This is a genomic window from Nonomuraea sp. NPDC048826, from assembly GCF_043198225.1.
GTDB lineage: Bacteria > Actinomycetota > Actinomycetes > Streptosporangiales > Streptosporangiaceae > Nonomuraea.
The window spans coordinates 185,603-212,323 of sequence record NZ_JBICUQ010000009.1 but is presented as its reverse complement, the minus strand read 5'-3'; the positions used below and the strand labels follow the sequence as shown (position 1 = coordinate 212,323).

Sequence of the window (26,721 nt, the reverse complement as noted above, 5' to 3'; positions counted from 1 at the left end):
GCTCGGTGTTCTCCCCCAGTGGGGTATGGCTCCTCCTTTGGTAGGTGATGGCGCCTGAGGACCGGCGATTACCCTGACCCGGTGAAAAAGATCCGACCCTCGCACCCGATCGCGGTGGCCGGCGTGGTCCTCGTGATAGGCGGCCTGAACGCCCTTACCCTGTGGAGCCTGGCCGACGGGCCCATGTGGGGGCTGGATGTCGCCGTCGCGGCGGTGAGCCTGGTCGCGGCGCTCGCCCAGCTGTGGTGGCCGGCCTCGGGAGCACTGGCCGCCACTCTCCTGGCGCCCCTTTCCCCCGTGGCCATTGCGGCGGCGACGATGGGGGCGTTGCAGGTGGCCCAGCGCAGGCGCTTCCCCGTCGCGGCGGCGGTGGCGGCCGGGGGCGTTGCGGCCCACGTGGTCCAGGGGCTGTGGCGACCGAACTCCGGCATCTCCCAGCAATGGTGGTTACTGCTGGTCTGCGCCTCCTACGGCGCGCTGCTCGGCTGGGGAGCGCTGGCCCGCTCCCGCCGCGCCCTGCTCTTCTCCCTGCACGAGCGTGCCAACCGCGCCGAGGCCGAGCAGGGCAGGCGGGTCGCCGAGGCCAGGATGGCCGAACGCCGCCAGCTTGCCAGGGAGATGCACGACGTGCTGGCCCACCGCCTGTCCCTGGTGGCCACCCATGCCGGGGCACTGGAATACCGCCCGGACTCCTCCCCTGAACAACTCGCCCGGGCCGCCGGGGTGATCCGCGCCGGTGTACACCAGGCGCTGGAGGAGCTCCGCCAGGTGATCAGCCTGCTGCGTGAACAGGACGACCAGCTGGACGAGCTGGCACTCCAGCTGGCGCTGGCCGACCTGCCCGGCCTGATCGCCGACGCGCGGGAGGCCGGCCAGGAGGTACGGCTCCGCGAGGAGGTCACCGACGATGGCGCCTTGCCGCAGGCCGCGTCCCGGACCGCCTACCGCGTCGTCCAGGAGGGGCTCACCAACGCCCGCAAACACGCCCCCAGCCGGCCGGTGGACGTGCTGCTGTGCGGCGCTCCCGGCACGTCCCTGCTGATCGACATCCGCAACCCGCTGACCCCGGCGGGCACCGCCCCACTCACGCCCGGCAGCGGCCTCGGCCTGGTCGGGCTCACCGAGCGGGTACGGCTGGCCGGCGGGCAACTGGATCACCACCACACCGAAGGAGAGTTCCGGCTCCAGGCCCGGCTACCATGGCCCGCGTGATCCGCGTGTTACTGGTCGACGACGACGCCCTGGTCCGTGCGGGGCTGTCCATGATGCTGGACGGCGCCGCTGGCATCACGGTCGTCGGCGAGGCAGCCGACGGCCAGGAGGCCATCACCGCCACCGACGCCCACGCGCCCGACGTCGTCCTGATGGACCTGCGGATGCCGCGTGTGGACGGCATCACCGCCACCCGCCGGCTGCGCGCCCGTGCCCGCCCGCCTGAGGTGATCGTGCTGACCACGTTCGACACCGACGAGAACGTCCTGCACGCCCTCCGCGCGGGCGCCGCCGGGTTCCTGCTGAAGGACACCCCGCCGCCGCGGATCGTGGAGGCGGTCACCCGGGTCGCCACAGGCGATCCGATCCTGTCCCCGCACATCACCCGGCGGTTGATGGAGCGCACCGTCGCGCAGGCCGGCGCCTATGAGCAGGCCCGTGCCGCGCTGGCCGCCCTCACCCCGCGCGAGCACGAGGTGGCCCTGGCGATCGCGCACGGCCAGACCAACGCCGACATCGCCGCGGACCTGGCCATGGGCATCACGACCGTGAAAGCGCACGTCTCCAGCATCCTCACCAAGCTCGGCATGGACAACCGCACCCAGATCGCGATCCTCGCCCACGACGCGGGTCTGACCTGACCCGCCTGGAGCGAAGCAGACGCCGGTATCGCCCATCTCCGCGTACGCGCTGTATTACCGGGAGAGCCTGGGGATGTCCTCCGACGAGACGGCTGCTCGGCCTCCCTGTAGTCCCGGGAGGCCCTGCCAGCGTTGCGCACAATCAGCCGGGCGGGTGAGCGCGACGCCATCCAAGACGGGCAGGTCGATCCCGGACGCGCCGAACCGTTCGGGCCCACATGGCGACGTCCCCGGTGTCGTCGTCGCCGGGATCGGGGTCGCCGGCCACCCGCTACGCCTCTTCTGCGCTGCCGCGCAGCGCGTCGGCAAGGTCCCGCATGCCGTCGATGGCCGCGACCAGGCCGCCGCCCAGCGCCTGGGCGAAAGCGATCCCGGTCTGCTTGGCGATCAGGTGCGGGTTGGCCGCACCGTAGTTGTCGGCGCGCAGGTAGGTGTGGTCGACGTAGCCGAGCCGATGCCGCTCCAGCGCGGGCACGCCCTTGACCGCGATCGGCCCGTAGGTGATGTTCAGCGCCTGGGCGGTCAGGCACGCCGCCACCGAGATGTCCAGGTCGTCCAGGTGCGGGCCGGTGCCGGCGATCGAAATTGAGGCCTCCATGAACTTCGGGCACCAGCCCAGCACCTCCACGACCGCCTCGGAGATGTCCGCCCGCGGCATCATCGCCTCCACCCGCTTGCGCAGGTCGATCAGCGACGGCGGCTCATCGATCGCCTTGACGCTGACGACGTGGATCTTGCCGTCGTCGTCGATGGTGACGGAGGTGTTGGCGGCCAGCCCGGCCCGCACCACCCGGTAGGCGCGATCCAGCCGCTCGGCGTGCTCGGCCAGCAACCCGGCCGGGTCTTCGGGCAGGCCCAGGTCGGTCAGCACGCTGTCCTTGACCGCCGCCCAGGCCGCGCCCTTCAGCAGCTGGGCGTCCGGGTCGCGCCACCGGCTGGAGGCGGGCGCGTAGATCTCGCGGCGCTTGAGGTGGCGGTGGAACTGCTCCAGCACGCAGGACACGTACGCATTGCGGTCGAGGAGGTTGTCGGTGCGGGCCGGATGGCCGAACGCCAGCCGCTTCCACGGCCCGGTCACCACCAGCGGGTCGATCAGCCGCAGCGGCAGCACCGTGACCGGATGGTGGCGCGAGCGGTAGGCCAGCGCATCCGGCAGGCGCTGCATGGCGGCCAGCACCTGCCGACCCTCAGCGTTGGCCTCGAACGCGATCACCGCGGTCAGCAGCTTCACGAAGCCAGACACGGTGGCGTACTTGCTCGCCATCGCCGCCCGCCAGCCGCCGTCGTCCTCGGCGTCTGGCGGCGCGCGGGCTACGAGGCGCTGTTCGACCAGGCGCCCCCGGGCGTGCTCACCGGCGAGTCCACCCCCTTCTACCTGTACGACCTCGCTGGCCAGGGTGCATCCACGCCGGTCGGCCGGGCTGGAGCCGATCGGTGGTCGCCTCTTCCTTGGATGGATCACGGGCTTCCGTCGAGCGGGGCCGGGCCGAAGGTGTCAAGTCTTCCTACAGGTCATACAGGTTTCTTTGACTGTATGCGATATGCATACAATTAAGCATGCTGGAAGACGCCATCACCCAGTGGCACACGAGCGTCAACGCCCGCGACCCGGAGCGAGCAGCGAAGGCGGTCAGCGATCCGGTCGTCGTCCTGGGCCCGAAGGGGGCGGGGGCGATCACTCCCGAGCAGTTCGCGGAGTGGGTCGAGCGGTCCGGGATCACCCTGGTGCCGAGGTCGCGGCACCCGATCAGCGAGCGGCTCATGGTCGTCGAGCAGGACGCGACCTGGCCCGGGAGCGAGTCTCCCACCAGGGTCGCCACGGTGTTCCGGGTGGCCGGGGGCAAGGTGTCCGCCGCGCTCCGCCTGCCCGACCTGGAGGCGGCACTCGAACTGGCCGCCCTCTGCCGCGAGATGGCGGCCACCGAATGAGCGAGCCGGGGCCCGGACAGGTCTTGTTCCAGTTCGTACGGCACTGGTCGCGCAGGACCGTGGACCAGCGGACCGCCGAGCAGGGCCGGCTCGTCCTCATCACCGAGGCCGTCTGCGCGCTCACCCGGCACGGCAGGGAAGCCACGGTCAACGCCGTCGCCCGCGAGATCGGCATCGACCAGAGCGGGGCGTCACGGCTGGTGAGGGACGCGTCGGAGGCCGGCTATCTGGAGATGCGGACCTCGGTGGAGGACAGACGCCGACGCCACGCGACGGTGACGCCGTCGGGGCACGCGATGCTGGCGGACGCGCACGCCTGGCAGGAACAGGTCTTCGACCGGCTGACCGGCGACTGGAGCGAGCAGCGGCGCCGCGACTTCCAGCAGGCGATGACCGACCTGGTCGAGCGTTCCTACCGCGTCGACTGACGACGCGGCGCCCGGACGCCGGGATCGGTGGACACCTCGGCCGAGGCATAGTCGTGATGTAGACTATGTGTCATGTCCCTTAGGCATGCGATCCTCGGCCTGCTCGATCTGCAACCGATGACCGGATACGACCTCAAGAAGACCTTCGACAGCACCGCCGGCCACTTCTGGGCGGCCGACCGGTCGCAGATCTACCGGACCCTCGGCGTCCTGCGCGCGGAGGGCCTGGTCGAGGAGGAGGTCATCCACCAGCGGTCGCGGCCCGACCGGCACGAATACCGGCTGACCGAGGCGGGCTCCGCCGAGCTGGACGGGTGGCTGCGCTCCCCCGCGCCCACCGAGCCGCCCCGCGAGGCGTTCCTGGCGCGGATCTACTTCGCCGGCCGCACCGACGACCCCCAGCTCGTACGGGCGCTCGTCGAGGAACGCCGGGCCATGGTGAAGGAGCGGCTGAGCGAGCTGCGGGCGATCGAGGCGCCCACGTCCGCCCTCCCCGAGCGGCTGCGGGCGTTGACGCTGCGCAACGGCATCGCGCACCTGGAGACCGAGCTCACCTGGCTCGACGAACTGGAAGAGGTGTTGTGATGCACGTGCGCGAGGAGCATCCGGACGCCGGCCCGACGCTCGTGTTCCTGCACGGCGGCAACGTCGCCGGATGGATGTGGCACGAACTGGCCGCGTCGCTGCCCGGCCACCACAGCCTGATCCCCGATCTGCCCGGGTTCGGCGGGTCGAACGCCGAGCCGTGGACGACCCTCGCCGAGGTGGCGGACGCGGTGGCGGAGATCGTCCGCGAACGCGCCCACGGCGGGCGGGCGCACGTCGTCGGCCTCTCCCTGGGAGCCGTGGTCGGCACCGCGCTCCTGGCCCGCCATCCCGATCTCGCCGGGAGCGCGATGCTCACCGGCCCGCTGCTGCGACCCCTCGGCGCGGCGGCACGGCTGGCCGGGCACGCGCAGGTCCCGTTCTGGGGTTCGCGGGGCTACTGGCAGGTGATGGCGCGCGCCTACCGGATGCCCGAGGACGCGGTCCCCGCGTTCGTCGAGACCGGCGTCGGCATCGACCGCGCGTCGGCGCGGCGGATGCTGCGCGAGATCTACGGAGGCGTGCCGGCCGCCGACCTCGACGGCCTGCGGCGGACCCGGACGCCCATCCTGATGCTGGCGGGCGAGCGTGAGCCGAAGCTGATGCACCGGGCGCTGTCGGAGGTCACCTCCCGGGCGCCGCGAGCGGTCGCGCGGATCGCGCCCGGCATGCATCACGCGTGGAGCGGCGAGGACCCCGAGCTGTTCAGGCGCGTGCTCCTGCACTGGCTCACGCGCGGCGAGCCGTTGCCCGACCTGCTGCCCGTGCGCGTCTGACGACCTGCGGATCCCTGATCAGGAGCCCGCCCTGGTCATCCGCAGCGCGAACTCCGCGTAGGTGTCGGCGACCTGCTCCGGTTCGTACGGCATGGCGGGGTCGTACCAGTTGGCCACGCGCATGCCCATCCCGCTGATCGCCGTGACGGCGAGGAAGGCGTCGGGCGCGTCGAACACGCCCGTGGCGATGCCCTCGTCGAGGATGTCGATGAGCAGCCGTCGGCCGTCGGCGCGGAGCGTGAGCGCGGGCCCGGCCAGTTCGTCGGAGAGTGCGTGCAGCTCGTTGTTGGCGACCACCGCGAGCATCGGGAACTCGGCGTGGACCAGCACGTGCGCGCGGACCACGCGCCGCAGGCGCGTCTCGGGGCCGGCCGGGCCCTCGGCGGCTTCGGCCAGGCGCCGGTGGTGTTCCTCGTGACCGATGCGGACCAGCTCGGCCAGGACGTTCTCCTTGGCCGGGAAGTGGGAGTAGAGCGTCGCCGAGCGGATCTCGCAGGCCTCCCCGAGGTCGCGGATGGAGGTGCCGTAGAAGCCCCGCTCGGCGAAGAGCAGCAGCGCCTCGCGCAGGATCCGGCCGGAGGTGCCCTCCAGCAGGACGTGCTCCGGAAGCCTGACCTCGGAGGCGGCGAACCGGCGCTGGGTCGCCGGCGCTGCCGATCGATCGTTGGTCACGCCCTCATTCTGCCGTGATGTCGCTCTGGGGAGCAGGCCCTTGCCGTGCCGGGTGACCGCGATGATGTCCATGCGCCGACCGTACGAGATCAGGCGTATCCCCAGGCGGCGGCGTACTTGGCGAGCTGGGACGAGAGCGCGACGCCTTCGAAGGTGCGGGCGGGCTGGATCCGGCCGGACTTGATGGCGTCGCTGCGGTCGCCCAGGTTCGGCAGGAACCGGCCGTGGTCGTGCTTGCCGTAGTCGAGCATTCCCTGCTCCCACGGCACGCCCAGGTAGTCGCAGACCTCGCGGGTGACCCGTTCAGGCTCGGCGGTCAGCTCCTCGTACCGCAGCGTCAGGCCGTCGAGGGTGCGGCGGGCCTTCTCCAGGGGCTTGAAGTACTTCAGCGCGTTCGCCTCCAGGGTCTCCCGGGCGGCGGTGTTGCCCTTGCGATTCTCCAGCGAGGAGACCACGCCCTCCGGATGACGCAGCAGGAAGAGGAAGCGGGCGTCGGGCCAGGCGTACTTCAGCCGTTCCCAGACGAAGACGTTGCCCGGCGTCTTGTCGACGATGACGTCCTTGCCGCTGCGCTCCAGCTCCAGATGGAGGATGCGGTCCCAGAGCACGTGCTCCAGCTCGACCTGGTCCAGGCCGAGCTCCAGCATGGACTCCTCGGAGAAGCCGGGGGTGGGCTGCACGCGGAGGGTGCGCAGGTGGAGCTCGTGCGGGGCGCGGATGCGGGAGTGGCTGTTGAGCAGCGTGCGCAGCAGCGTGGAGCCGGACCGCACCGGCGCGATCACGAACACCGGGGAACTGACCTGCCGGGGCATGATCGGGACGCTGTAGTCGACGACCTGCACGCGCTTCGGGGGCCGCAGGGACTCGGTTTTCGGACTGTCCTGAAACTTCGGCGGGCGAAGCGCCTGCCCCAGGAGTCGGACTCTTCGCCTGATGCCGGTTTTCACGACGCTCATGCGGACCTGCTGCCTTTCCTTCGCGTGCCTCGCACTCCCTCGGGTTACGGACGACCGAAAGGGGAGATGGGGTTCAGACAACCTATCCCTGACCAGGCGTAAAGGGCATCCGAACGGCGACGACTCCCAGGAAACTGCCAGGCAGCCGGGGTGGGGCTAGCATGCTGAGGTCGGACGACGAACCCCGAGGAGGCCGACGATGACCGGCACGCAGCCCGCCTTCCGCCGCACCCCCATCGACGCGGACGAACGGGCGCGCGCCGAGGCCAACTTCCTGCCCCTGGTCGTCGAGCACCTCACCGCCCACGGCCGGTTCCGGGTGAGCGCCGACACCCCGGAGATGGTCGAGCTGTTCCAGAGCGTGGCCCGCAGGGCGGGCGAGCACCTGCGGCGGCCCGTGGTCAGCTACGCCAACGGCCGCTACATCGTGATCGCCTTCCAGCAGGAAGACCCGCCCCTGCCGAGCTGAAAGTTTCACCTCCGCCCGGGGCGTCGTCCCAGGTCACGGGTTGCCCGCCGATGGCGCGCGTTGAGCTCGCGCCGCACCGGCGCCTACGGTGCTCCCATCCGCAAGCGGCGAACCGCACGAGGAGCCCGGCATGCGCGCCCGTCTCGTCACCGCCCTGCTCATGACGCTGGCCGCCCTGGTCGCCCTCGCCCCGGAGACGCGGGCCCAGGTGCTGGGCGGGTTCGACTTCGACCGGGCGGAGGTTTCGGTCACCGGGCTGCAGGTGCCGTGGGGGCTGGCGTTCCTGCCCGACGGCAGCGGGCTGGTGGCCGAGCGCAACACCGGGCGGATCATGCGGGTCCGCCCCGGTCAGGCCCCCGCCCAGGTCGCCACGGTGAGCGGGGTGAGCGCCTCCGGCGAGAGCGGCCTGCTCGGCCTCGCGGCCGCGGACGACTGGGTCTACGCGTACTTCACCAGCACCGCGGGTGACAACCGCCTGGTCAGGTTCCAGCTCAGCGCGCCGCAGACGCAGACGGTCATCCTCTCCGGAGTGCCGAGCGCCACGATCCACGACGGCGGCCGCATCGCGTTCGGCCCCGATGGCATGCTGTACGTGGCCACCGGCGACGCCGCCACCACCGGCAACGCCCAGAACCTCAACAGCCTCGCCGGCAAGATCCTGCGCATCACGCCCACCGGCGGGATCCCCGCCGACAACCCGTTCCCCGGCTCCCGGGTCTGGAGCTACGGCCACCGCAACGTCCAGGGGCTGGCCTGGGACGGGCAGGGCCGGATGTACGCGACCGAGTTCGGCCAGAACACCTGGGACGAGATCAACCGGATCGTCGCGGGCGGCAACTACGGCTGGCCCACCTGCGAAGGCACCTGCGGCAGCGGCTCGTTCCGCGACCCGATCGTCACCTGGACGACGGCCCAGTCCTCGCCGAGCGGTCTCGCGTACGCGAACGACACGCTGTTCGCGGCGGCGCTGCGCGGCCAGCGGCTGTGGGCGGTGCCGCTGAACGCCGACGGCACGGCGGGCACCCCGCAGGCCGAGTTCACCTCGGAGTACGGACGGCTGCGCACGGTCGCGGTCGGCCCTGACGGCTGGCTCTGGGTGGCGACCAGCAACCGCGACGGCCGCGGCACCCCGGTCGCCCAGGACGACCGCATCATCCGCGTCCCGCCGGCCACGGGCGGCGAAGACCCCGACCCCACGGGCGGCTGCACGGCCACGGCCACCACCCAGACGCAGTGGGCCACCGGCTACGTCGTCCAGCCGGTCACGGTGACCAACACCGGCACCGCCCCGATCACCGGCTGGCGGGTCACCGTCACCCTGCCCCAGGGCCACCAGGTCACCGGCTCGTGGAACACCACCAGGACCGGCGCCGTCTTCGACAACGCCCCCTACAACGGCGCGCTCGCCCCAGGCCGGAGCACCACGTTCGGCTTCCAGGCGGCCCGCCCCGGCGACGGCAGCGGGGTGCCCACCGGCTACGCGTGCGCGGTGCGCTAGCTTGCCGGGATGGAACGCACACCCCCGATCTACAGCGGCGACGAGCGCGCCGTGCTCAACAGCTGGCTCGACTGGCAGCGGGCGACCCTCGCCGCCAAGTGCGCGGGCCTGAGCGAGGAACAACTGCGCGAGCGGGCCGTGCCGCCGTCGAACCTCTCCCTGATCGGCCTGGTCAGGCACATGGCGCACGTGGAGCGGGCCTGGTTCCGCCAGATCATCGACGGCGAGGACCTGCCGCGGCTGTGGGGCAAGGACACCCGCCAGGACGCCGACTTCGAGGACGTGGACACCGCCTCGGCCGAGGAGGCGTTCGCCACCTGGCAGGCCGAGATCGAGCGGGCCCGCGAGATCTCGGCCGCGCTGCCGCTGGACGCGCTCGCCAAGCGGCCGCGCCACGGGAACGACGTCTCCCACCGGCGCACCCTGGTCCATCTCATCCAGGAGTACGCCCGCCACAACGGCCACGCCGACCTGCTGCGCGAACGACTCGACGGGACGACTGGGGAGTAGTGGGCGGATCTCGTTGGTTTCCGGCCCGGCGAACCGCAAGAATGGCGCGATGAGCGTGGCTGACAGCACGGAGACCGACTGGGTGTCCCGATTCGCCGACGAGGTGATCGCCGAGGCGGAGCGCCGCGCGCCGGGCGAGCCCATCGTGTGCGCCTCGGGCCTCAGCCCGTCGGGGCCGATCCACCTGGGCAACCTGCGCGAGGTGATGACCCCTCACCTGGTGGCCGACGAGATCCGCAGGCGCGGGCACGCGTGCGTGCACCTGTTGTCGTGGGACGACTACGACAGGTTCCGCCGGGTGCCGGCCGGGGTCGACCCGTCCTGGGCCGAGCACGTCGGCAAGCCGCTCAGCTCGGTGCCCGCCCCGCCCGGGAGCGAGCACGCGTCGTGGGCCGACCACTTCAAGGCGCCGATGATCGCGGCGCTGGAGGAGCTGGGCGTCGACTGCCGCGGCATCAGCCAGACCGAGCAGTACACCTCGGGCGCGTACCGGGAGCAGATCCTCATCGCGATGCGCGAGCGGGAGCGCATCGACGCGGTCCTGTCCCGCTACCGGACCAAGCAGGGCGAGGAGCGGACGGGGCCGTATTTCCCCTATCGCCCGTACTGCGAGATGTGCGAGCGCGACCTGACCACGGTCACCGCCTATGACGACGACACCACCGAGCTGGCCTACACCTGCGCGTGCGGGTTCGGCGAGACGGTGCGGCTGGCCGAGCACGACCGCGGCAAGCTGTCGTGGAAGGTCGACTGGCCGATGCGCTGGGCGTACGAGGGCGTGGTGTTCGAGCCGTCGGGCGTCGACCACCACTCGCCGGGCTCGGCCTGGGTGGTCGGCGGGGAGATCGTCGGCCCGGTGTTCGGCGGCGAGCGGCCGATCGGGCCGATGTACGCGTTCGTCGGCATCACCGGCATGGCCAAGATGAGCAGTTCCAAGGGTGACGTGCCGACCCCGGCCGACGCGCTCCAGATCATGGAGGCGCCGGTGCTGCGCTGGCTGTACGCCCGCCGCAAGCCCTCCCAGTCCTTCAAGGTGGCCTTCGACCAGGAGATCCAGCGGCTCTACGACGAGTGGGACGCGCTCGGCCGCAAGGTAGCGCAGGACGCGGCCCAGCCCGCCGAGCTGGCCGCCTACAACCGGGCGGTGCGCGGCTCGCGCGGCCCGCTGCCCGAGACCCCGAAGCCGGTGCCGTACCGGACGCTCGCCTCCATCGCCGACGTCACCACCGGCGACACCGGGCAGATCCAGCGCATCCTCGGCGACCTCGACGGCGTCGCCACGCTGGACGAGGTCCGGCCGAGGCTCGACCGGGCGCAGGCGTGGATCGACACCCACGTGCCCGCCGAGCAGCGCACGCGGGTGCGCGCGTCGCCCGACGAGGAGCTGCTGGGCTCGCTCGGCGAGGGCGATCGCGAGTCGCTGCGCATGCTGGCCGAGGGCCTGGACGAGCACTGGTCGCTCGACGGGCTGACCACGCTGGTGTACGGGGTGCCGAAGCTGCGCGCCGGGCTGGCGGCCGACGCCAAGCCGACGCCCGAGGTGAAGGCGGCGCAGCGGGCCTTCTTCGCGCTGCTCTACCGGCTGCTGGTGGGCCGCGACACCGGGCCCCGGCTGCCGACGCTGCTGCTGGCGGTCGGCGCCGAGCGGGTGCGCAAGCTGGTCGGCGTGTGAGCGCCGTCTATCTGATCACCGGCATCCAGGCGGCCGGCAAGTCGACCGTGGCCCAGGCGCTGGCCGAGCGGCTGCCCCGCGCCGCGCACGTGCGGGGCGACGCGTTCCGCCGCATGATCGTCTCGGGCGGGGCGCCGATGACCCCGGACGCGGGGGACGACGCGCTGCGCCAGCTCCGCCTGCGTTACCGCATCGCGGCCGCCGCGGCCGACCTGTACGCCGGCGAGGGGTTCACCGCCGTCGTGCAGGACGTGGTGCTCGGCCAGGAGCTGGAGCTGTTCACCCGGCTGGTGACGACCCGGCCGCTGATGGTGGTGGTGCTCGCGCCCGACGCGGCCACCGTGGCGCGCCGGGAGGCGGAGCGCGGCAAGACCGCCTACGGGGCGTGGACCGTGGCCGCGCTGGACGAGGGGTTGCGCCGCGACACGCCGCGCATCGGCCTCTGGCTCGACACGTCCGCGCAGACGCCCGCCGAGACGGTCGAGGAGATCCTGGCCAGGACGGACGAGGCTCGGGTCTAGCGGGGCCAGCACATGAAGCGGTTCGTTGTCAAGACTTCATGACCGGACTGGACCATCCCCCGTAAGACCCGATTTTTCGGTGTATGTTCCCAGGTCACAGGATGGTCAACGACGCCGCGTGACGCGATCTTTGCAAGGCGTCGGCAAGTGCTTTGCATGCGCGTGGAGGGATCTTTGGCCGCATGAACGAGCAGCACTTCCCCGCCACCGTCAGCGTCATCGTCCCGGCGCTGAACGAGGCAGCGAATCTCCCCCACGTGTTCGCCGCACTACCGGCCTGGATCGACGAGGTGGTCCTGGTCGACGGCGACTCCACCGACGACACGGTGGCGGTCGCCCGGCGTCTGCGCCCCGACCTGCGCGTCGTGACACAGACCCGGCGAGGGAAGGGCAACGCCCTGATCGAGGGCGCCGCCGCGGCCAAGGGCGACATCATCGTCATGATGGACGCCGACGGATCGACCGACGGCCGCGAGATCCGCTCGTTCGTGACCGCGCTCACCAGCGGCGCCGACTTCGCCAAAGGCTCCCGCTACGCCCCCGGCGGCGGCTCCGACGACCTCAGCCCCCTGCGCTCCCTCGGCAACCGCGCGCTCACCGGCCTGACCAACCTGCTGTACGGAACGCGCTACACCGACCTGTGCTACGGCTACAACGCCTTCTGGGCCCGCCACCTCGACTCGCTCGCCCTCGACTGCGACGGCTTCGAGATCGAGACCCTGATGAACATCCGCGCCGTCAAGGCCGGGCTGACCATCCGCGAGGTGCCCAGCCACGAACGCTCCCGCATCCACGGCGAGAGCAACCTGCACGCGCTGCGCGACGGCTGGCGGGTGCTGAAGACCATTCTCCGGGAGCGATTTCGCGCCTCCGCCGTCCCACGGACCCAGGTGGCGCTCGCGAAGTGAAGGGTGACACGCTCTGAACATGCGTTACATCGTGATCGGCGCAGGCGCCGTCGGCGGCACCATCGGAGCGCGGCTCCACCAGGGCGGGCACGACGTGCTTCTCGTCGCCCGCGGAGCCCACTACGAAGCGCTGCGCGAGCGCGGCCTGCGCCTGATCACTCCCGACTCCGACCAGGTCCTCGACATCCCGGCCGCCGACGGCCCGGTGCCGACCCGCGAGGGCGACGTGCTGATCCTGGCCACCAAGTCGCAGGACACGGTGGCCGCGCTCGACCCGTGGCCCCGCCACCTGCCCGTGGTGTGCGCGCAGAACGGCGTGGCGAACGAACGATCCGCGCTGCGCCGGTTCGAGCGCGTCTACGGCATGTGCGTGTGGTTGCCCGCCCTGCACACCGAGCCTGGCGTGGTGGCGGGCTACGGCTGGCCGCGCTCCGGCCTGCTGCACGTCGGCTGCTACCCGTGCGGCGCCGACGAGCCCGCCAAACAGATCGCCACCGACCTCGACCGCAGCCACTTCGTCGCGCTGACCACCCCCGAAGTGATGCGCTGGAAGTACGGCAAGCTCCTGAGCAACCTGGCCAACGCCGTCGAGGCACTGTGCGGCCCCGCCCCCGGCGCCGAAACCGTGCTGGCCCACGCCAGAGCCGAGGGCACCGCCGTACTGGAGGAAGCCGGCATCCCGTACTCGACCCCGAGGGAAGAACGCCTGCTGCGCGGCGACCGGGTCGAGATCCGCCCGATCGGCGGCGAGGCCCGCGCCGGCGGCTCGTCCTGGCAGAGCCTGGCCAGGGGATCCGGCTCGATCGAGGCCGACTACCTCAACGGCGAGATCGTCCTCCTGGGCCGCGAACTCGGCATGCCGACCCCCGTCAACGAGGTGCTGCAACGCGAGGCCAACCGGTTCGCCCGCGAACGGCGGCCGCCAGGGTCGATGACGGTCGAGGAACTGACCGGGCTCATCGCCGCGCGTTCCGCAGCCGGATCCCGCTGAACTCCAGACTGCTGGTGATCACCTCGTCCCAGAACGGCCAGAGCCTGTCGAGCAGCCGGAGCTGGATGCCCGCCCGCTCGTGCAGCTCGACCAGATCGCCCACCGGCTCCGGCGGGCCGAGCGGCGTCACCGGCACCGTCGACACCACGGCGTTCGGCGGCTCGCCGATCGGCGCGAACCGGTCGGCGGGCAGCCGGTAGGCGTACAGCTCGACCTTCATCATCGGCTTCAGCCAGCCGTACTCGATGGCGTGCACGCGGTCACCACAGCCAGGACCGATGATCCGCTCGGCGTCCTCCGCCGTCGTCCCCGGCCCCGTCCAGGCCATCGCCCGCGGGCAGGCGCGCGGGAACCAGTAATCAGGACACCTGTCAGGCCCGACCGCCCACACGTACGGCTCACTCTGCCGTGACGTCGGCGCGACGTGGGGGACGAACCGCTCGATCGTCGGATCCTCCGAGAAGTGCAGAACCTCACCAGGAGCGGGTCTCATACCGCGATTCTGGCGCATACCCCGACGCGGTCTGGGCAGTTGGACGTCGCTTTGACGACAAGGGGTGAGTACAGATGATCTTTCTGGGTCTGTTACTGGTGATCCTCGGCGCCGGCGGAGCCATCCTGGTCTTCGCCGAAGAGGGCACCACCTATGACATGTTCGGCTACACCTTCCAGCCGAACCACGTCGAGATGTTCGTCGCCGGCGCCGCCGCCGCGACCGTACTGCTGCTCGGGCTGTGGCTGATCATGGCCGGCTCGCGCAGGTCCGCCAAGCGCCGCCGCGCCCTCCGCGCGACCCGCGCCGACGCCTCCCACCGGGTGGCCGAGCTGGAGGACGAGAAGCGCCGCCTGCAGGAGCGACTGGAGAAGGAGCACGCGGCCAAGCAGCGCACCGCCGCCGACAAGCGCACGGCCGACGAGCGCGTCGCGACCGAGCGCACCGCCACCGAGCGCGCCGCCGACAAGCGGACCGCCGACGACCGCGCCGCCGCCACGCACACCGCCGACGACCGCCTCGTCGCCGGCAGTGCCGAGGACACCAGGCGATGACGGCCCCTGGCGCGGGGGCGTCAAGCCCCCGCGCCGGCGCATGACCCCGGCTCGCACGGGGGTGTAATCTGCGGAGCGCCTGCACACGCCTCCGGAGGTCGCATGCCCCCCACACGTGGCCGTCCCATTGCGATCAAGCTGCTCATCCTCCTGCTCGTCCCGCTGACGTCCCTGGTCGGGTTATGGGCGTTCGCGGCGGGGCTGACGGCCGGCGACGGCATCCAGATGCTGGAGACCGACAAGCTGACCACCAACCTGGCCCAGCCCGCCAGCGAGCTGACGACTCACCTGCAGAACGAGCGGCTGTCGTCGATCCAGTTCACCTCGGCCAAGCGCAATCCGGAGACGTTGTTCCTCCAGCGCACGCTGACCGACAAGGCGGCCAAGGGTCTCCGCGAGACGGCGGCCCGGCAAGACGATCTCACTCCCGCGATGAACGCGCAGCTCAGCGTGCTGTTCTCGCAGCTCGACCGGCTGCCTCAGATCCGCGAGGACGTCGACGCGCCCAATCCGTCCCAGCTCGACCTGATCAACGGCTACAACCAGATCATCGACGCGTCCTTCCGCATGTACGACGCCCTGGTGCTGGTGCCCGACCTGGCCCTTTACCGCAACGTACGGGCGCTGGCCATGCTGGCGGAGGCCAAGGAGATGCTCTCCAGGGAGCGGGCGATGATCGCCGTGGTGCTCAGCAGGGGCCGGGTGGTCAGCGCGGAGCGTGAGGCGTTCGCGGAGTGGGCGGCCACCCGCCGGCTGCTCTACTCGCAGGCGCTCTCGCAGCTCGACGGCGACCTGCGCGCCCCCTACCAGGAGCTGATCAGCTCTTCTCTGTACCAGCAGTTCCTGGAGACCGAAGACCTGATGCGCGGGCAGACCATCGTCGACGGCCTGCCGCCGCAGGCGGCGACCTGGCCGATCACCGCCAACAACGTGTGGAAGGCGGTCGAGGGTCACCAGCGCACCGCCACCGCCGCCTACGCGCAGCGGGTGGCGCCCACGGCCACCGGCATCCTGATGAAGATCGCGGTCGCGGGCGGGGTGGGGCTGGTCGCGGTGCTCGCCTCGATCCTGTTGTCGCTCCGGTTCCGCAGGCGGCTGGTCCGTGAGCTGGCCGGGCTGCGCGACGCCGCCACCCATCTGGCGCAGGTGCGTCTGCCCGCGCTGGTCGAGCAGTTGCGGGGCGGGGGCAAACCGTCGGCGGAGGCCGCGATCGAGCCGCTGGAGATCAAGGCGGAGACGTCCGAGGTGGCCGACATCGCGCAGGCGTTCAACGACGTGCAGGCCACCGCCGTCAACGCGGCGCTCAGCCAGGCCGCCCTGCGTCACGGCGTCAACCAGGTCTTCGTCAACCTCGCCCGGCGCAACCAGTCGCTGCTGCACCGCCAGCTCATGCAGCTCGACGGCATGGAGCGGGGCACCGAGGACCCGGTGATGCTGGAGGACCTGTTCAAGCTCGACCACCTGACCACGCGCATGCGCCGCCACGCGGAGAGCCTGATCATCCTGTCCGACCAGCAGCCCGGCCGGGGCTGGCGCAACCCGGTGCCGATCGTCGACGTGCTGCGGGCGGCCGTGGCGGAGGTCGAGGAGTATCAACGCGTCGAGGTGTTGCAGCCGCCGCCGATCTCGCTGGTGGGCACGGCCGTGACGGACGTGGCTCACTTGATGGCGGAGCTGGTGGAGAACGCGACGTTGTTCTCGCCGCCGCGCACCCGCGTCGACCTGCGTACCTCGACGACACCGCACGGCGTGACGGTCGAGGTGGAGGACCGCGGGCTGGGCCTGCCCAGGGATGAGCTGGACCAGCTCAACGCGCGGCTGGCGGAGAAGCCGGAGTTCGATCTGGCGCAGAGCGACCGGCTGGGGTTGTTCGTGGTCGGCCGGCTGGCGGCCCGTCACGGCATCAAGGTGACGCTCGCCCCGTCGCCCTACGGCGGGCTGACGGCGCGGGTGATGCTGCCGGAGAGCCTGCTGGCCGACCAGCCTGTGCTGGCCGGCCGTTAGGTCCTGGTCGGCGGCGTCGGAACCGGTAGGTCCTCAGAGCCGGATGAACGGCTCTTCCAGGTGGGACGTCGCGAGCAGCGCGTGCTCGGCCCGGAGCGCGGCCAGCACCTGCGCACGGGTGGCGGCGGCGTGCTCCTGGTCGTTGTCGTAGAGGTAGCGCACGGCCGGGTCGGCGAGCTGCGCGGGGTGCAGCACGAGGTCGCCGGTCATCGCCAGGTCGCCGATCCGGGCGATCTGGTGGCCGGGCGTGTGGCCGGGGGTCAGGTGGACGTGCAGGCCGGGCGCGAGCTCGGCGTCGCCGTCGACCACGTGGAGCTGGCCCTTGATCACGTCGATCACCTGGTCGAGCATGGCGCCGGCGGCGGCCTCCAGCTCGGCCTGCTGGAGCACGTAGCGGGCGTTCTCGAACAGCGGCCGGCCGTCGGCGACGGCTCCGCCCGCGTGGTCGCTGTGCAGGTGAGTGAGGATCACATGGGTCACGTCGGCGGGCGTGGCGCCCGCGGCGGCCAGCTCCCCGACCAGCGAGCCGGGGACCGGCGCCCAGCTGGACGCCGGTGAGTCGGTGCCGCCGATGCCGGTGTCGACCAGGGTCAGGCGGCCCGCGCTGTCGCGGAGCAGATAGCAGTGGAAGTGGAGAATCCACGGCTCATCCGGGAGGTCTGCTCCCGGGAACATCTCGGCGAGCGGGCGGCGGATCGCCTCGCCCATGGGACCGGTTGCGTCACAGAGCGGCGTCACTTCGACGCCGGCCACGTGGAGGGGTTGGTGCGGCACGAACCCAGACTAGGCGGCCACGGGCTCGCGCGGGACGAACTCGTTCTCGAGATCGGCGGCGAAGACAGCGCGCCGGCAGGTGGCGCACCGGTACATGATCGGGCCTTCGTCGAGCTCGTTGTGGCAACGCGGGCAGCGGGTGCTGTTCATGTCATCCCCCAAGGATCGTCTGCGTATAGGAAACCTCGTCGTCATTGCAAAGGTCCTGCAGGGCGCTTGCGGATTCCATGTCCGGATCGGACAGGACGGCGAGAAGAACATTGTTACGGTCCACCGCGCGTTTCACGCGCGAAGACACGAGAATGCCCCGGGAATAGCCCAAGAGGGCTAGGCGTTGCATGGGCAGCGACGTGTGATACGTTGCGACTGGCGTTGAGCTTCAGCTCCGCCGCCTCCTTCCCCGGCGTTCCCTTCGTGCGGGCCCCGGGTTTCTTTCCATCGCGCCGGTGCCTCTCTCCGGCTGCCCTCAAAGGGGTTCTTCATGTCTGTTCACGTCATCAGCGGGTTGCTGGACGTGCGGGACAAATCCGCATTTGTCCGTACCCAACACCTTCCCTCCCCCGGTGACCTGCGGCTGAGCGCAGACCGGGCCAGGCAACTCGGGCTGCGGCCCGGCGACCACGTCACCGCCCAGGCCGACGGCGGCAAGCTCGTCAAGGTCGAGACCGTCAACGGCGAGAGCCAGTGGCACGACCGGCCGCGGTTCGCCGAACTGACACCCGTCCATCCCGACGAACGGCTCCGCCTGGAGACCGAGACGCTCAGCACCCGGGTCATCGACCTGTTCGCGCCCATCGGCAAGGGCCAGCGCGGGCTGATCGTGGCCCCGCCCAAGGCGGGCAAGACCATGGTCCTGCAGGCCCTGGCCGCCGGGATCTCCCGCAACCACCCCGAGGCCCACCTCATGGTGCTGCTCGTCGGCGAGCGGCCCGAGGAGGTCACCGAGATGCGGGCCGGCATCCAGGGCGAGATCTTCGCCTCCACCTTCGACCATCCCGACCGCGACCACACCGCGATCGCCGAGCTGGCCGTCGAGCGCGCCAAGCGCCTCGTCGAGCAGGGCCGCGACGTCGTCCTGCTGCTCGACTCGCTGACCCGGCTGGCCCGCGCCTACAACAACACCGCGCCCGGCAACGGCAAGACGCTCAGCGGCGGCCTCGACGCCGCGGCACTCTACCCGCCCAAGCGGTTCTTCGGCGCCGCGCGCAACGTGTCCGGCGCGGGCTCGCTCACCATCCTCGCCACCGCGCTCATCGACACCGGCTCGCGCCTGGACAACAACCTGTACGAGGAGTTCAAGGGCACCGGCAACATGGAGCTGCACCTGGTGCGCGACCTGGCCGAGCGCCGCGTCTACCCGGCCGTGGACCTGGACGCCTCCGGCACCCGCCGGGAGGAGATCCTGCTGCCCGCCCGCGAACGGCAGGTCGTCTGGCGGCTGCGCCGCTCGCTCACCGGCCTGGAGCGCCACCAGGGCATGGAGATGCTGGTCGGCAAGCTCCGCGAGACGCCGTCGAACGCCGACTTCCTGGTGCAGGCCGCCGCCACTACTTGACGGCGCCGCGCAGCACTCCGGAGATGACCCACCGCTGCGCGAACAGGTAGACCAGCAGCGCGGGAGCCAGCGCCATCAGATAGGACGCGAACGCCGTCGTGTAGTCGGCGCTGAACTGGTTCTGGAACACGTACTGCACCAGCGGCAGCGTACGGGCGCTCGGGCTGGACAGCACGACCAGTGGCAGCAGGAAGTCGTTCCACGCCCACAGGAACGTGAGGATGCCGACCGTGGCGTTCATCGGCGCCAGCAGCGGGAAGATCACCCGCCAGAACACGGTCCACGTGCTCGCCCCGTCGGTCCGCGCCGCCTCCTCCAGCGACCTGGGGATCGACTTGATGTATCCCACGTACAGGAAGATGTTGAACGCGAGCCCGTACACCACGTACAGGAAGATCAACCCGAGCTGGTTGTCCAGGCCCAGGGCCGAGGTCTGTTTGATGACCGGCAGCATGATGATCGGGAACGGCACGAACAACGCCGAGACGAAGTAGAAGTACAGCCCCTTGAACAGCCTGCTGTGCAGGTTGCGGGCGATGGCGTAGGCCACCAGTGAGTTGGTCAGCAGGGTCAGCAGCACGGCGCCGACGGTGATCAGGGCGCTGTTGAGCGCGGCCTGCGGGTAGTTCGTCAGCCGCCACGCCTCGGCGAAGTTGCCCCACTGGGGGTCGTCGGGCAGGTCGAAGCCCGCGCCGGCGAGTTCGGCCGGCCGTTTCAGCGCGGTGACCACGGTGAAGTACAGCGGCACCAGCACGGTCAGCGAGCAGGCCGCCAGCAGGGCGGTCAGCCACCAGTTCACACGTCTGCGACGTACCATCAGGCGCTCATTTCACGACGTTGCAGGACCCGCAGCTGGAAGCCGGAGACCGCGACGATGACGAGGAAGTAGACGATGGCGTTGGCGGTCTGGTAGGCGTACTCGCCGCCCTCCAGCCCGCCCTGGTAGATGAGCAGGGAGACCGAGGTGGTCGCGGTGCCGGGACCGCCGTTGGTCAGGGCCACGATGTGGTCGAACACCTGCAGGAAGTTCTTCAGCGACAGCACCATGTTGATCGTGAAGAACGGCGCGATCAGCGGGAACACGATGGACCTGAACTGCCGCCAGGTCCCCGCGCCGTCCACCGTGGCGGCCTCGCGGACGTCGGTGGGGATCGTCTGCAGGCCGGCCAGATAGATGATGATGTTGAAGGCGGCCGCCTGCCAGACAGCCACGAGCACGATGCCGAGCCAGGCCAGGTCGGGGTTGACCAGGATGTTGGAGCTCAGCGCCTCGATGCCGAGCGCCTGCGCGACGGCCGGCAGCGAGTTGGCGAACAGGTAGTTGAAGATGTAGCCGACGATGAGGATCGCCAGGACGTTCGGGATGAAGAAGACGCCGCGCAGCGTGGTGCGTAACCGGATGCGCGCGTTCAGCCCGAGCGCGATGGCCAGCGCGATCGCGTTGGTGAGGATCGTGGCCACGATCGCGAACTGGAACGTGAACAGGTAGGCGTCGAGGACCCGGTCGTCCTGGAAGAGGTTCGCGTAGTTCTTCAGTCCCACCAGGTCGTACGACCCGTAGCCCGGATAGTCGGTGAGGCTGTAGTAGAAGCCCTGCAGCACCGGCAGCGTGTGGAAGATCAGGAACAGCACGAGCGCGGGGATGACCATCCAGTAGAAGGTCCTGGCGGTTCTCGTCATGGCGGGCCCTCCGTCACGATCGCCTGGCGGCGACCTTGTCCCACTCGGCGTCCAGCGTCCGCAGGAACGCGTCCTGGTCGCCGTCGATCACGTACTGCTGCAGGTACTGCTCCAGCGGGATGGTGAGCGGGATGCCGTGGTCGGCGTAGCCGGACAGCCTGCCCTCCTCGAAGTACGGCATGAGGCCCGCGAGCGCCGGGTCCCGCGAGACGGCGCCCTCGATCGGCGGCACCGCGAGCTGCTCCTCGGCGTAGGCCTCGATCACCTCGGGGCGCATCAGGTAGGCGATGAACGCCATCGACTCCTCCGGGTGCTCCGGTTCGCGGCCCATGGTCAGCGCCACGTCCACGCCCGACACCAGCCGGGTCGCCGCCGGGTCGTCCGTGGCCGGCAGCGCGAACGTGCCGATCTCGAAGTCCGGCTCGAACTGCTTGATCGCCGGGAGCGCGAAGCTGCCCTGCAGGTACATGGCCGCCTTCCCCTGGGCGAAGGCCTGGTTGCCGTCGTCGTAGCTGCGCGAGAACCGGTCGCGCTGCCCGTACCGGAACAGCTCGCCGAGCTTGGCGACCACCTCCGGGTACGCCTGCGCGAAGGTGGTGCGCCCGGCCTCGCGACGGTCGAAGAAGTCCGGCGGCGGCAGGTTCGCGGCCAGGGCGTTGAACGTGGGCAGCGTCGTCCAGGCGTCGGCCAGCGTGACGTAGAACGGGTCGACCCCGGCCGCGCGGAACGTGCCGGCCGCGGCGACCAGCTCCGACCAGGTGCGCGGCGGCTCGACGCCGTGCTCGCGGAACAGGTCCTTGTTGTAGATGACCCCGCTGGCGTTGGACGCGAACGGCAGGCCGTTGACCTCGCCTTCCCGGTGCACGCCGAGGTCGTTCAGGATGCGCTGGATCGGCGGGCTGACGCCGCGGGCGACGGGGGCGCCGGAGAAGTCGTGGAAGACGCCGGCTGCGGCCAGTTCGCCGAAGACGCCGTTGCCGTTGAGCGAGATGACGTCCGGGACGTCGTTCTTCACCAGCCGGGCCCTGATGGCGCTCTCGGCGGTCGGCGTGTGGTTCTGGGTCACGTCGATGTGCGGGTGGCCGCGCTCGAAGTCCGCGATGATCCGGTCGAAGGTCTCGATCGCCTCCGGCTTGAACTGGAAGAACTCCAGCTTGACCCGGGTGTCCTGGGCCTGGAGCCCGCAACCGCCCGCGAGCAGGACCGCCGACAGGACGAGGGCGCTGCGCTTCACGACATGCCTCCCACGGTGCGATACGCGCCGGTGCCCCCGAGATACCGGCGGTCCACTGCCCCGCCGGACGCCCTTCATGTCCCCGCGGGGAGGCGGAGCGGGACAATGGGCCGCATGCTGGCCGACATCGTCGAACACCTCGCCTGCCCCGTGTGCGGGCAGCCGCTGCGGCTCGATCCCGGCGCGCTGCGCTGCCCGGACGGCCACTCCTTCGACGTGGCCAGGCAGGGTTACGTGAGCCTGCTCGTCGGCTCGCGCCCGCCCGGCACGGCCGACAGCGCGGAGATGGTCGCCGCCCGCGCCGCCTTCCTGTCCGCCGGCCACTACGCGCCGCTGGAGAGCGCGCTGGCGGAGGCGGTTCTGGCCGGGCATGGCGAATCGTTTTCACAGTCGCCTGACGGCGGATGTACGAAGGCGTACGGTGGTTCTGTTCGCGCGACCGCGCCGGTCATCGTGGACGCCGGCGCCGGGACCGGTCACTACGCGGCGGCGGTGCTCGACGCGGCGGGCTGCGGTGTCGCGATGGCGTTCGACGTGTCCAAGCACGCCGTGCGTCGGGCCGCGCGGGCCCACCCCCGGGTGGGCGCGTTCGTGGCCGACGTGTGGCGACGCCTGCCGATCGGGGACGGGGTCGCCGACGTGGTGATGAACGTGTTCGCGCCCAGGAACGGGCCCGAGTTCCGGCGCATCCTGCGGCCCGGCGGGCGCGTCGTGGTGGTGACGCCCGCGCCCGGCCACCTGAGCCCGCTGGTGGAGGAGCTGGGGCTGCTGTCCGTCGACGCCGACAAGGAGCGGCGGGTGGCGCGCAGCCTGGAGGGGTTCGCCGAGGTGGAGCGGCGCGTGGTGGCGTTCGGGATGGCGCTCGGGCCTGACGAGGTGCGAGCGGTGGTGGGGATGGGACCGAGTGCGTGGCACGTGGACGAAAAGGAGCTGACGGAGGGGATCGCGAGAGTTTTCGCCCCGAATATGCCGAAAAAGCAGGAAAAGGTGGTCACGAAGGCGGAGTTTCATCTATCTACCTTCGAAGTGACACCTGACGCAAGGTAGCTCCCTTGACGGGCATCTGAGACTGGTGTTACTGATGGGGCGTTTAGCCCTAAATTCCCCCACATTTCCGGAGTAATTCCACGGCCCAGGCGTAATACTGGACGGCAACCCGGCGTCGAAGAGGACGGCGTGGGCGCCCACGGGAGGGGAGCGCGGCGGATGAAGGCGGAGGAACGCTGGCAGGCCAGGTTCCGCGCGTCGCGCATGTCGCTGCCCTCGTACGCACCCCTGGCCCCGCACCGCTCGATCTACCTGTCCACCGCCAGCGGCGCGTCCGAGGTCTACGCCTGGGACCGCGCGAGCGGCGCCATCCGCCAGGTCACCGACCGGCCCGCGGGCACGGCGCACGCCGCGATCGACCCCACCGGCCGGTGGATCTACTGGTTCGCCGACACCGACGGCGACGGGCTCGGCACGTGGCTGCGCCAGCCGTTCCTCGGCGGCCCCGACGAGCCGGTGGCCCCCGGCCTGCCCGCCGGGCAGACGGCCGGGATCGCGCTGTCCTCCACCGGCGTCGCCGCGCTCAGCCTCGCCGTCGGCGGGGCGTTCCGCATCCACTTGGTGCGCGACGGCGAGCCCGCGAAGCTGCTCTACGAGCACGGCGAGGCCGCCTGGGTGGCCGGCATGTCGATGGACGGCGAGCTGATCGCGATCAACCACGGCGAGTACGGCGACGTCCGCCACCCCGCGCTGCGCGTCGTGCGCCCGTCGGGCGCGGTGGTCGGCGAGCTGTACGACGGACCCGGCATGGGCGTGGCCGGGCTCAGCTTCGCCCCGGTGCCGGGCGACTCCCGCCTGCTCGCCCTGCACGAGCGCCGCCGCCGACGCGAACCGCTGGTCTGGGACCCGGTGTCCGGCGCACGCCGCGAGATCTGGCTGAAGGACGACGGCGAGATGACGGCCGAGTGGTACCACGACGCCCGCGGCCTGCTGATCCTGCGCGGCCACCGGGCCCGCAGCCACCTCCACCGCTACGACCTCGCGGGCGGCGGGCTGACGCTCATCGACACCCCGCACGGCGTCATCGAGGAGGCCCGCCCGCGCCCCGGCGGCCACGTCGAGTACACCTGGTCCAGCGCGTCGCGCCCGCCGGTCATCCGCTCGACCAACGGCCAGGTCGTGCTCAACGCCGCCGGTCCGGCCGCCCCGCCGAGCGTCCCCGTCGAGGACCTGGACGTCGACGGCCCGGCCGGGCGCATCCACGCGCTGATCTCCCGTCCGGAGAACGGCGCCGCCCCGTTCCCCGCGGTGTTCCTCCTGCACAGCGGCCCCACCCACCACGACCAGGACTCCTTCTCCCCCGAGGTCGCGGCCTGGGTGGACGCCGGGTTCGCGGTGGTGCGGGTCAACTACCGCGGCTCGACCGGCTACGGCACCGCCTGGCGCGACGCGCTGCACGGCGACGTCGGCCAGATCGAGCTCGCCGACGTGACCGCGGTGCGGGCCGCCGTGGTCGACGCCGGCATCGCCGACCCCGACCGGCTCGTGCTGGCGGGCACCGCCTGGGGCGGCTATCTCACCCTGCTCGGCCTCGGCACGCAGCCCGGCCTGTGGGCCGCCGGCATCGCCGCCGTGCCCATCGCCTGTCACACGACCTCGTACGAGGACGAGGCCGAGAGCCTGCGCGCCTACCACCGCGCGCTGCTCGGCGGCTCACCCGAGGAGCAGCCGGAGCGCTACGCGGCCAGCTCCCCCATCACCTACGTCGACCAGGTCAAGAGCCCGGTGCTGATCCTGGCCGGCGAGAACGACAGCCGCTGCCCGCCACGCCAGATCCAGAAGTACGTGGCCCAGCTCGAACAGCACGGCCGCGAGCACGAGGTCTACACCTACGACGCCGTACGAGGAAGCCTCGTGGTCGCCGAGCGGATCGCGCAGACGGCGCTCCAGCTGGAGTTCGCCCGCAAGCACGTGAGCCGGCGCTGACGCGGGAGCCGCGCGACCGCGGGAGCCGCGCGACCGCGGGAGCCGGCGCTAGCGCGCGCGGAGCACCAGGATCGCCAGGTCGTCGGCGCTGGGCTCGGTGGCGAAGTCGGCCGCGCCCCTGCGGATGCGCTCGGCCACGGCCCTGGCCGACAGGCCCGCGCACTCGGCGAGCATCTTGGCCAGCCCGCCGTCGTCGTCGAGCAGCCGTCCGCCCGAGCGGCGCTCGGTGACGCCGTCGGTGACCGCCAGCAGCACGTCGCCGGGGTCGAGGTGGATGGTGTCGGCCTCGAAGACGACCTCGGGGAAGACGCCCAGCAGTGACTGCGGGGTGGTGACCCCCTCCACGACGCCGCCGGGCTTGAGCCGCAGCGCCTCGGGGTGGCCGGCCGAGACCAGGCGGACCTCCAGGCCGTTGTCGGCGGGGGTGATGTCGCCGTGCAGCAGGGTCAGGAACCGGGCCCGTTCCCCTTCTTCGAGGATGGCCTGGTTGAGCCGGCCGAGCACGGCCGCCACCCCGTACCCCTCGCGGGCGAGCAGGCGGAGCGTGTGGCGGGCGAGGCCGGTGACGGCGGCGGCCTCCGGGCCGGTGCCGCAGACGTCGCCGATCGCGAAGCGCCAGGAGTCGTCGCCGGCCTTGAACAGGTCGTAGAAGTCGCCGCCCACCTCGTTGACCTCGCCGGCGGGCTCGTAGACGACGCCGTAGTCGAGGCCGGGGACCTCGGGCTCGTTGGGCGGCAGGAGGCTGCGCTGCAGGGCCCGGTTGGCGGCGGCCTGCTGGGCGTAGACGCGGGCGTTGTCGGCGGCCAGCGCGGCCCGCCTGCCGATGTCTTCGGCGAGCTGGATGGCCTCGTCGGGAAACCGGTCGGGCCGGCCCAGGCACATGACGCCGAGCCCGCGCCCCCGGGCCGTGAGCGGGACCGCGAGCACCTCGTTGTCGCCCAGGTGGAAGGTGGAGCTCATCCGGGTGCCGACCGAGGCGACGTCCATCTCGGCGAGCTGCTCGCGCAGCCCGTCGATGCGGGCCTCGTCGGCGTGCCACAGATAGACCAGGCGGAGCGGCGAGGAGGCGGTGTCGGCCGTGTAGACGGCGCACCAGTGGCTCAGCCGCGGCACCACGACCTGGGCGATGATGGCAGGCACCATGTCGGGGTCGAGCGTGCCCGCGAGCAGGTCGCTGGCGTCGGCGAGGAACCCCAGCCAGTGGGGCCCGCGGCCGCTCTGCTGCTGCCACTCGACGGCGCCCGCGCTGTCGTGAGAGCCGGGTAGCGTGAGTCTGGCCCAGTGGACACGGGAATCACCCGAGAAGGTGATCCCCCATTCCTCGACATGCACGGAGGGAGCCTTCTGATCACCCGCCGCGGTGTTGCGCTGCTTCACCTCAACTTGGACAAACCCCCCCAAGTGACGCCAAAGCATTTCAAAAGGTTCGTCTATGACCTGGCCGGCCAGATCACCGGCGACCTGCTCGGCGATCGGAAGCACGCCACCGGTGGCCCACGCGGTCATCACCTCGCGCGTGAACCTCATCGCGTCGGTCACAGCCGACTCGCCGGCCGCGAACGTCGCAGCTAGCACCGCATGGGGAGAAGCAGTCATCCCCACGTGCCTACCACACTTCCCACTGACTTGGGGTAAATCCAAGGACAGGACTACGAGCTACTCATCGTGACAGACTTGAATCACTCG

28 protein-coding genes are annotated in these 26,721 nt (G+C 71.2%); 18 read left to right on the top strand and 10 right to left on the bottom strand.

Annotation, left to right across the window (positions count from 1 at the left end):
* The first annotated feature begins 81 nt into the window (after window positions 1-81).
* Both ACGFI7_RS31585 and ACGFI7_RS31580 read left to right on the top strand, forming a co-directional pair.
* The gene (locus tag ACGFI7_RS31585) at window positions 82-1,212 is read left to right on the top strand and encodes a sensor histidine kinase (RefSeq protein ID WP_393410954.1); all 1,131 of its coding nucleotides are present in this window, start codon (window positions 82-84) and stop codon (window positions 1,210-1,212) included.
* On the top strand, window positions 1,200-1,853 hold the full coding sequence (locus ACGFI7_RS31580; RefSeq protein WP_393410952.1) for a response regulator: 654 nt from the start codon (window positions 1,200-1,202) through the stop codon (window positions 1,851-1,853). Before ACGFI7_RS31585 ends, ACGFI7_RS31580 begins: the two co-directional genes overlap by 13 nt.
* A gap of 271 nt (window positions 1,854-2,124) precedes the next feature.
* Here the strand turns inward: ACGFI7_RS31580 and ACGFI7_RS31575 are convergent, their stop codons facing one another.
* Window positions 2,125-3,315 carry a Tn3 family transposase gene (locus tag ACGFI7_RS31575; protein ID WP_393410950.1) on the bottom strand — a complete coding sequence of 397 codons (1,191 nt, stop codon included), beginning with the start codon at window positions 3,313-3,315 and terminating at the stop codon, window positions 2,125-2,127.
* A gap of 95 nt (window positions 3,316-3,410) precedes the next feature.
* Between ACGFI7_RS31575 and ACGFI7_RS31570 the strand changes: the two genes are divergently transcribed.
* From ACGFI7_RS31570 to ACGFI7_RS31555, 4 genes are all read left to right on the top strand, one after another.
* On the top strand, window positions 3,411-3,782 hold the full coding sequence (locus ACGFI7_RS31570; protein WP_393410948.1) for a nuclear transport factor 2 family protein: 372 nt from the start codon (window positions 3,411-3,413) through the stop codon (window positions 3,780-3,782).
* The gene (locus ACGFI7_RS31565; RefSeq protein ID WP_393410946.1) at window positions 3,779-4,210 is read left to right on the top strand and encodes a MarR family winged helix-turn-helix transcriptional regulator; all 432 of its coding nucleotides are present in this window, start codon (window positions 3,779-3,781) and stop codon (window positions 4,208-4,210) included. Before ACGFI7_RS31570 ends, ACGFI7_RS31565 begins: the two co-directional genes overlap by 4 nt.
* 72 nt (window positions 4,211-4,282) lie before the next feature.
* Complete coding sequence (locus tag ACGFI7_RS31560; RefSeq protein WP_393410944.1) at window positions 4,283-4,795, top strand: PadR family transcriptional regulator; 513 nt, start codon at window positions 4,283-4,285, stop codon at window positions 4,793-4,795.
* Entirely contained in the window at window positions 4,795-5,571 is a 777-nt protein-coding gene (locus ACGFI7_RS31555) for an alpha/beta fold hydrolase (RefSeq protein WP_393410942.1), read from the top strand. The genes ACGFI7_RS31560 and ACGFI7_RS31555 overlap by 1 nt, the downstream gene beginning before the upstream one ends.
* A gap of 18 nt (window positions 5,572-5,589) precedes the next feature.
* Here ACGFI7_RS31555 and ACGFI7_RS31550 read toward each other — a convergent pair whose 3' ends face one another.
* Together ACGFI7_RS31550 and ACGFI7_RS31545 are read right to left on the bottom strand one after the other, a co-directional pair.
* Window positions 5,590-6,315 carry a TetR/AcrR family transcriptional regulator gene (locus ACGFI7_RS31550; RefSeq protein ID WP_393410940.1) on the bottom strand — a complete coding sequence of 242 codons (726 nt, stop codon included), beginning with the start codon at window positions 6,313-6,315 and terminating at the stop codon, window positions 5,590-5,592.
* Between the two features lie 17 nt (window positions 6,316-6,332).
* Window positions 6,333-7,055 carry a sulfotransferase family protein gene (locus ACGFI7_RS31545; protein ID WP_393410938.1) on the bottom strand — a complete coding sequence of 241 codons (723 nt, stop codon included), beginning with the start codon at window positions 7,053-7,055 and terminating at the stop codon, window positions 6,333-6,335.
* Between the two features lie 343 nt (window positions 7,056-7,398).
* On the opposite strand from ACGFI7_RS31545, the gene ACGFI7_RS31540 reads away from it, so the two are divergent.
* From ACGFI7_RS31540 to ACGFI7_RS31510, 7 genes are all read left to right on the top strand, one after another.
* Window positions 7,399-7,668 carry a hypothetical protein gene (locus tag ACGFI7_RS31540; RefSeq protein ID WP_393410936.1) on the top strand — a complete coding sequence of 90 codons (270 nt, stop codon included), beginning with the start codon at window positions 7,399-7,401 and terminating at the stop codon, window positions 7,666-7,668.
* Window positions 7,669-7,798: 130 nt separating this feature from the next.
* Window positions 7,799-9,166 (top strand): PQQ-dependent sugar dehydrogenase, encoded by a 1,368-nt coding sequence (locus ACGFI7_RS31535; protein WP_393410934.1) that lies wholly within the window; start codon window positions 7,799-7,801, stop codon window positions 9,164-9,166.
* Between the two features lie 9 nt (window positions 9,167-9,175).
* Window positions 9,176-9,676: a DinB family protein gene (locus tag ACGFI7_RS31530; RefSeq protein WP_393410932.1), complete on the top strand. Its 501-nt coding sequence runs from the start codon at window positions 9,176-9,178 to the stop codon at window positions 9,674-9,676.
* Window positions 9,677-9,725: 49 nt separating this feature from the next.
* The gene (gene lysS, locus ACGFI7_RS31525) at window positions 9,726-11,348 is read left to right on the top strand and encodes a lysine--tRNA ligase (RefSeq protein ID WP_393410930.1); all 1,623 of its coding nucleotides are present in this window, start codon (window positions 9,726-9,728) and stop codon (window positions 11,346-11,348) included.
* Window positions 11,345-11,869, top strand: coding sequence for an AAA family ATPase (locus ACGFI7_RS31520; protein ID WP_393410928.1), 525 nt, complete (start codon window positions 11,345-11,347; stop codon window positions 11,867-11,869). The genes lysS and ACGFI7_RS31520 overlap by 4 nt, the downstream gene beginning before the upstream one ends.
* Window positions 11,870-12,051: 182 nt before the next feature.
* Complete coding sequence (locus ACGFI7_RS31515; RefSeq protein WP_393410926.1) at window positions 12,052-12,777, top strand: glycosyltransferase family 2 protein; 726 nt, start codon at window positions 12,052-12,054, stop codon at window positions 12,775-12,777.
* Between the two features lie 19 nt (window positions 12,778-12,796).
* On the top strand, window positions 12,797-13,768 hold the full coding sequence (locus ACGFI7_RS31510) for a ketopantoate reductase family protein (RefSeq protein ID WP_393410924.1): 972 nt from the start codon (window positions 12,797-12,799) through the stop codon (window positions 13,766-13,768).
* Here the strand turns inward: ACGFI7_RS31510 and ACGFI7_RS31505 are convergent.
* Window positions 13,734-14,261, bottom strand: a complete 528-nt coding sequence (locus tag ACGFI7_RS31505; RefSeq protein ID WP_393410922.1) for a DUF6886 family protein — start codon at window positions 14,259-14,261, stop codon at window positions 13,734-13,736. The two genes, ACGFI7_RS31510 and ACGFI7_RS31505, sit on opposite strands and share 35 nt — an antisense overlap.
* A gap of 74 nt (window positions 14,262-14,335) precedes the next feature.
* Between ACGFI7_RS31505 and ACGFI7_RS31500 the strand changes: the two genes are divergently transcribed.
* A complete protein-coding gene (locus ACGFI7_RS31500) occupies window positions 14,336-14,815 on the top strand; it encodes a hypothetical protein (protein WP_393410920.1) in 480 nt (159 codons plus the stop codon).
* 102 nt (window positions 14,816-14,917) lie between these two features.
* Complete coding sequence (locus tag ACGFI7_RS31495; RefSeq protein ID WP_393410918.1) at window positions 14,918-16,819, top strand: nitrate- and nitrite sensing domain-containing protein; 1,902 nt, start codon at window positions 14,918-14,920, stop codon at window positions 16,817-16,819.
* 33 nt (window positions 16,820-16,852) lie between these two features.
* Here ACGFI7_RS31495 and ACGFI7_RS31490 read toward each other — a convergent pair whose 3' ends face one another.
* Window positions 16,853-17,593, bottom strand: a complete 741-nt coding sequence (locus tag ACGFI7_RS31490) for an MBL fold metallo-hydrolase (RefSeq protein WP_393410916.1) — start codon at window positions 17,591-17,593, stop codon at window positions 16,853-16,855.
* A gap of 9 nt (window positions 17,594-17,602) precedes the next feature.
* Entirely contained in the window at window positions 17,603-17,743 is a 141-nt protein-coding gene (locus ACGFI7_RS31485; protein WP_393410914.1) for a hypothetical protein, read from the bottom strand.
* Between the two features lie 331 nt (window positions 17,744-18,074).
* Between ACGFI7_RS31485 and rho the strand changes: the two genes are divergently transcribed.
* A complete protein-coding gene (gene rho, locus ACGFI7_RS31480) occupies window positions 18,075-19,148 on the top strand; it encodes a transcription termination factor Rho (protein ID WP_393410912.1) in 1,074 nt (357 codons plus the stop codon).
* Here the strand turns inward: rho and ACGFI7_RS31475 are convergent.
* The 3 genes from ACGFI7_RS31475 to ACGFI7_RS31465 are packed head-to-tail and all read right to left on the bottom strand — an operon-like array spanning window position 19,141 to window position 22,062.
* A complete protein-coding gene (locus ACGFI7_RS31475; RefSeq protein WP_393410910.1) occupies window positions 19,141-19,965 on the bottom strand; it encodes a carbohydrate ABC transporter permease in 825 nt (274 codons plus the stop codon). The genes rho and ACGFI7_RS31475 overlap by 8 nt on opposite strands.
* A complete protein-coding gene (locus tag ACGFI7_RS31470; protein WP_393410908.1) occupies window positions 19,965-20,828 on the bottom strand; it encodes a carbohydrate ABC transporter permease in 864 nt (287 codons plus the stop codon). Before ACGFI7_RS31470 ends, ACGFI7_RS31475 begins: the two co-directional genes overlap by 1 nt.
* A gap of 13 nt (window positions 20,829-20,841) precedes the next feature.
* Window positions 20,842-22,062, bottom strand: a complete 1,221-nt coding sequence (locus tag ACGFI7_RS31465) for an ABC transporter substrate-binding protein (protein ID WP_393410906.1) — start codon at window positions 22,060-22,062, stop codon at window positions 20,842-20,844.
* A 114-nt stretch (window positions 22,063-22,176) separates the two neighbouring features.
* Here ACGFI7_RS31465 and ACGFI7_RS31460 point away from each other — a divergent pair, with 114 nt between their 5' ends.
* Window positions 22,177-23,109, top strand: a complete 933-nt coding sequence (locus ACGFI7_RS31460) for a putative RNA methyltransferase (RefSeq protein ID WP_393410904.1) — start codon at window positions 22,177-22,179, stop codon at window positions 23,107-23,109.
* A gap of 159 nt (window positions 23,110-23,268) precedes the next feature.
* A complete protein-coding gene (locus ACGFI7_RS31455; protein WP_393410902.1) occupies window positions 23,269-25,035 on the top strand; it encodes a S9 family peptidase in 1,767 nt (588 codons plus the stop codon).
* A 48-nt stretch (window positions 25,036-25,083) separates the two neighbouring features.
* On the opposite strand, the gene ACGFI7_RS31450 is transcribed toward ACGFI7_RS31455, so the two are convergent.
* The gene (locus ACGFI7_RS31450; RefSeq protein WP_393410900.1) at window positions 25,084-26,367 is read right to left on the bottom strand and encodes a PP2C family protein-serine/threonine phosphatase; all 1,284 of its coding nucleotides are present in this window, start codon (window positions 26,365-26,367) and stop codon (window positions 25,084-25,086) included.
* Between the last annotated feature and the right edge of the window lie 354 nt (window positions 26,368-26,721).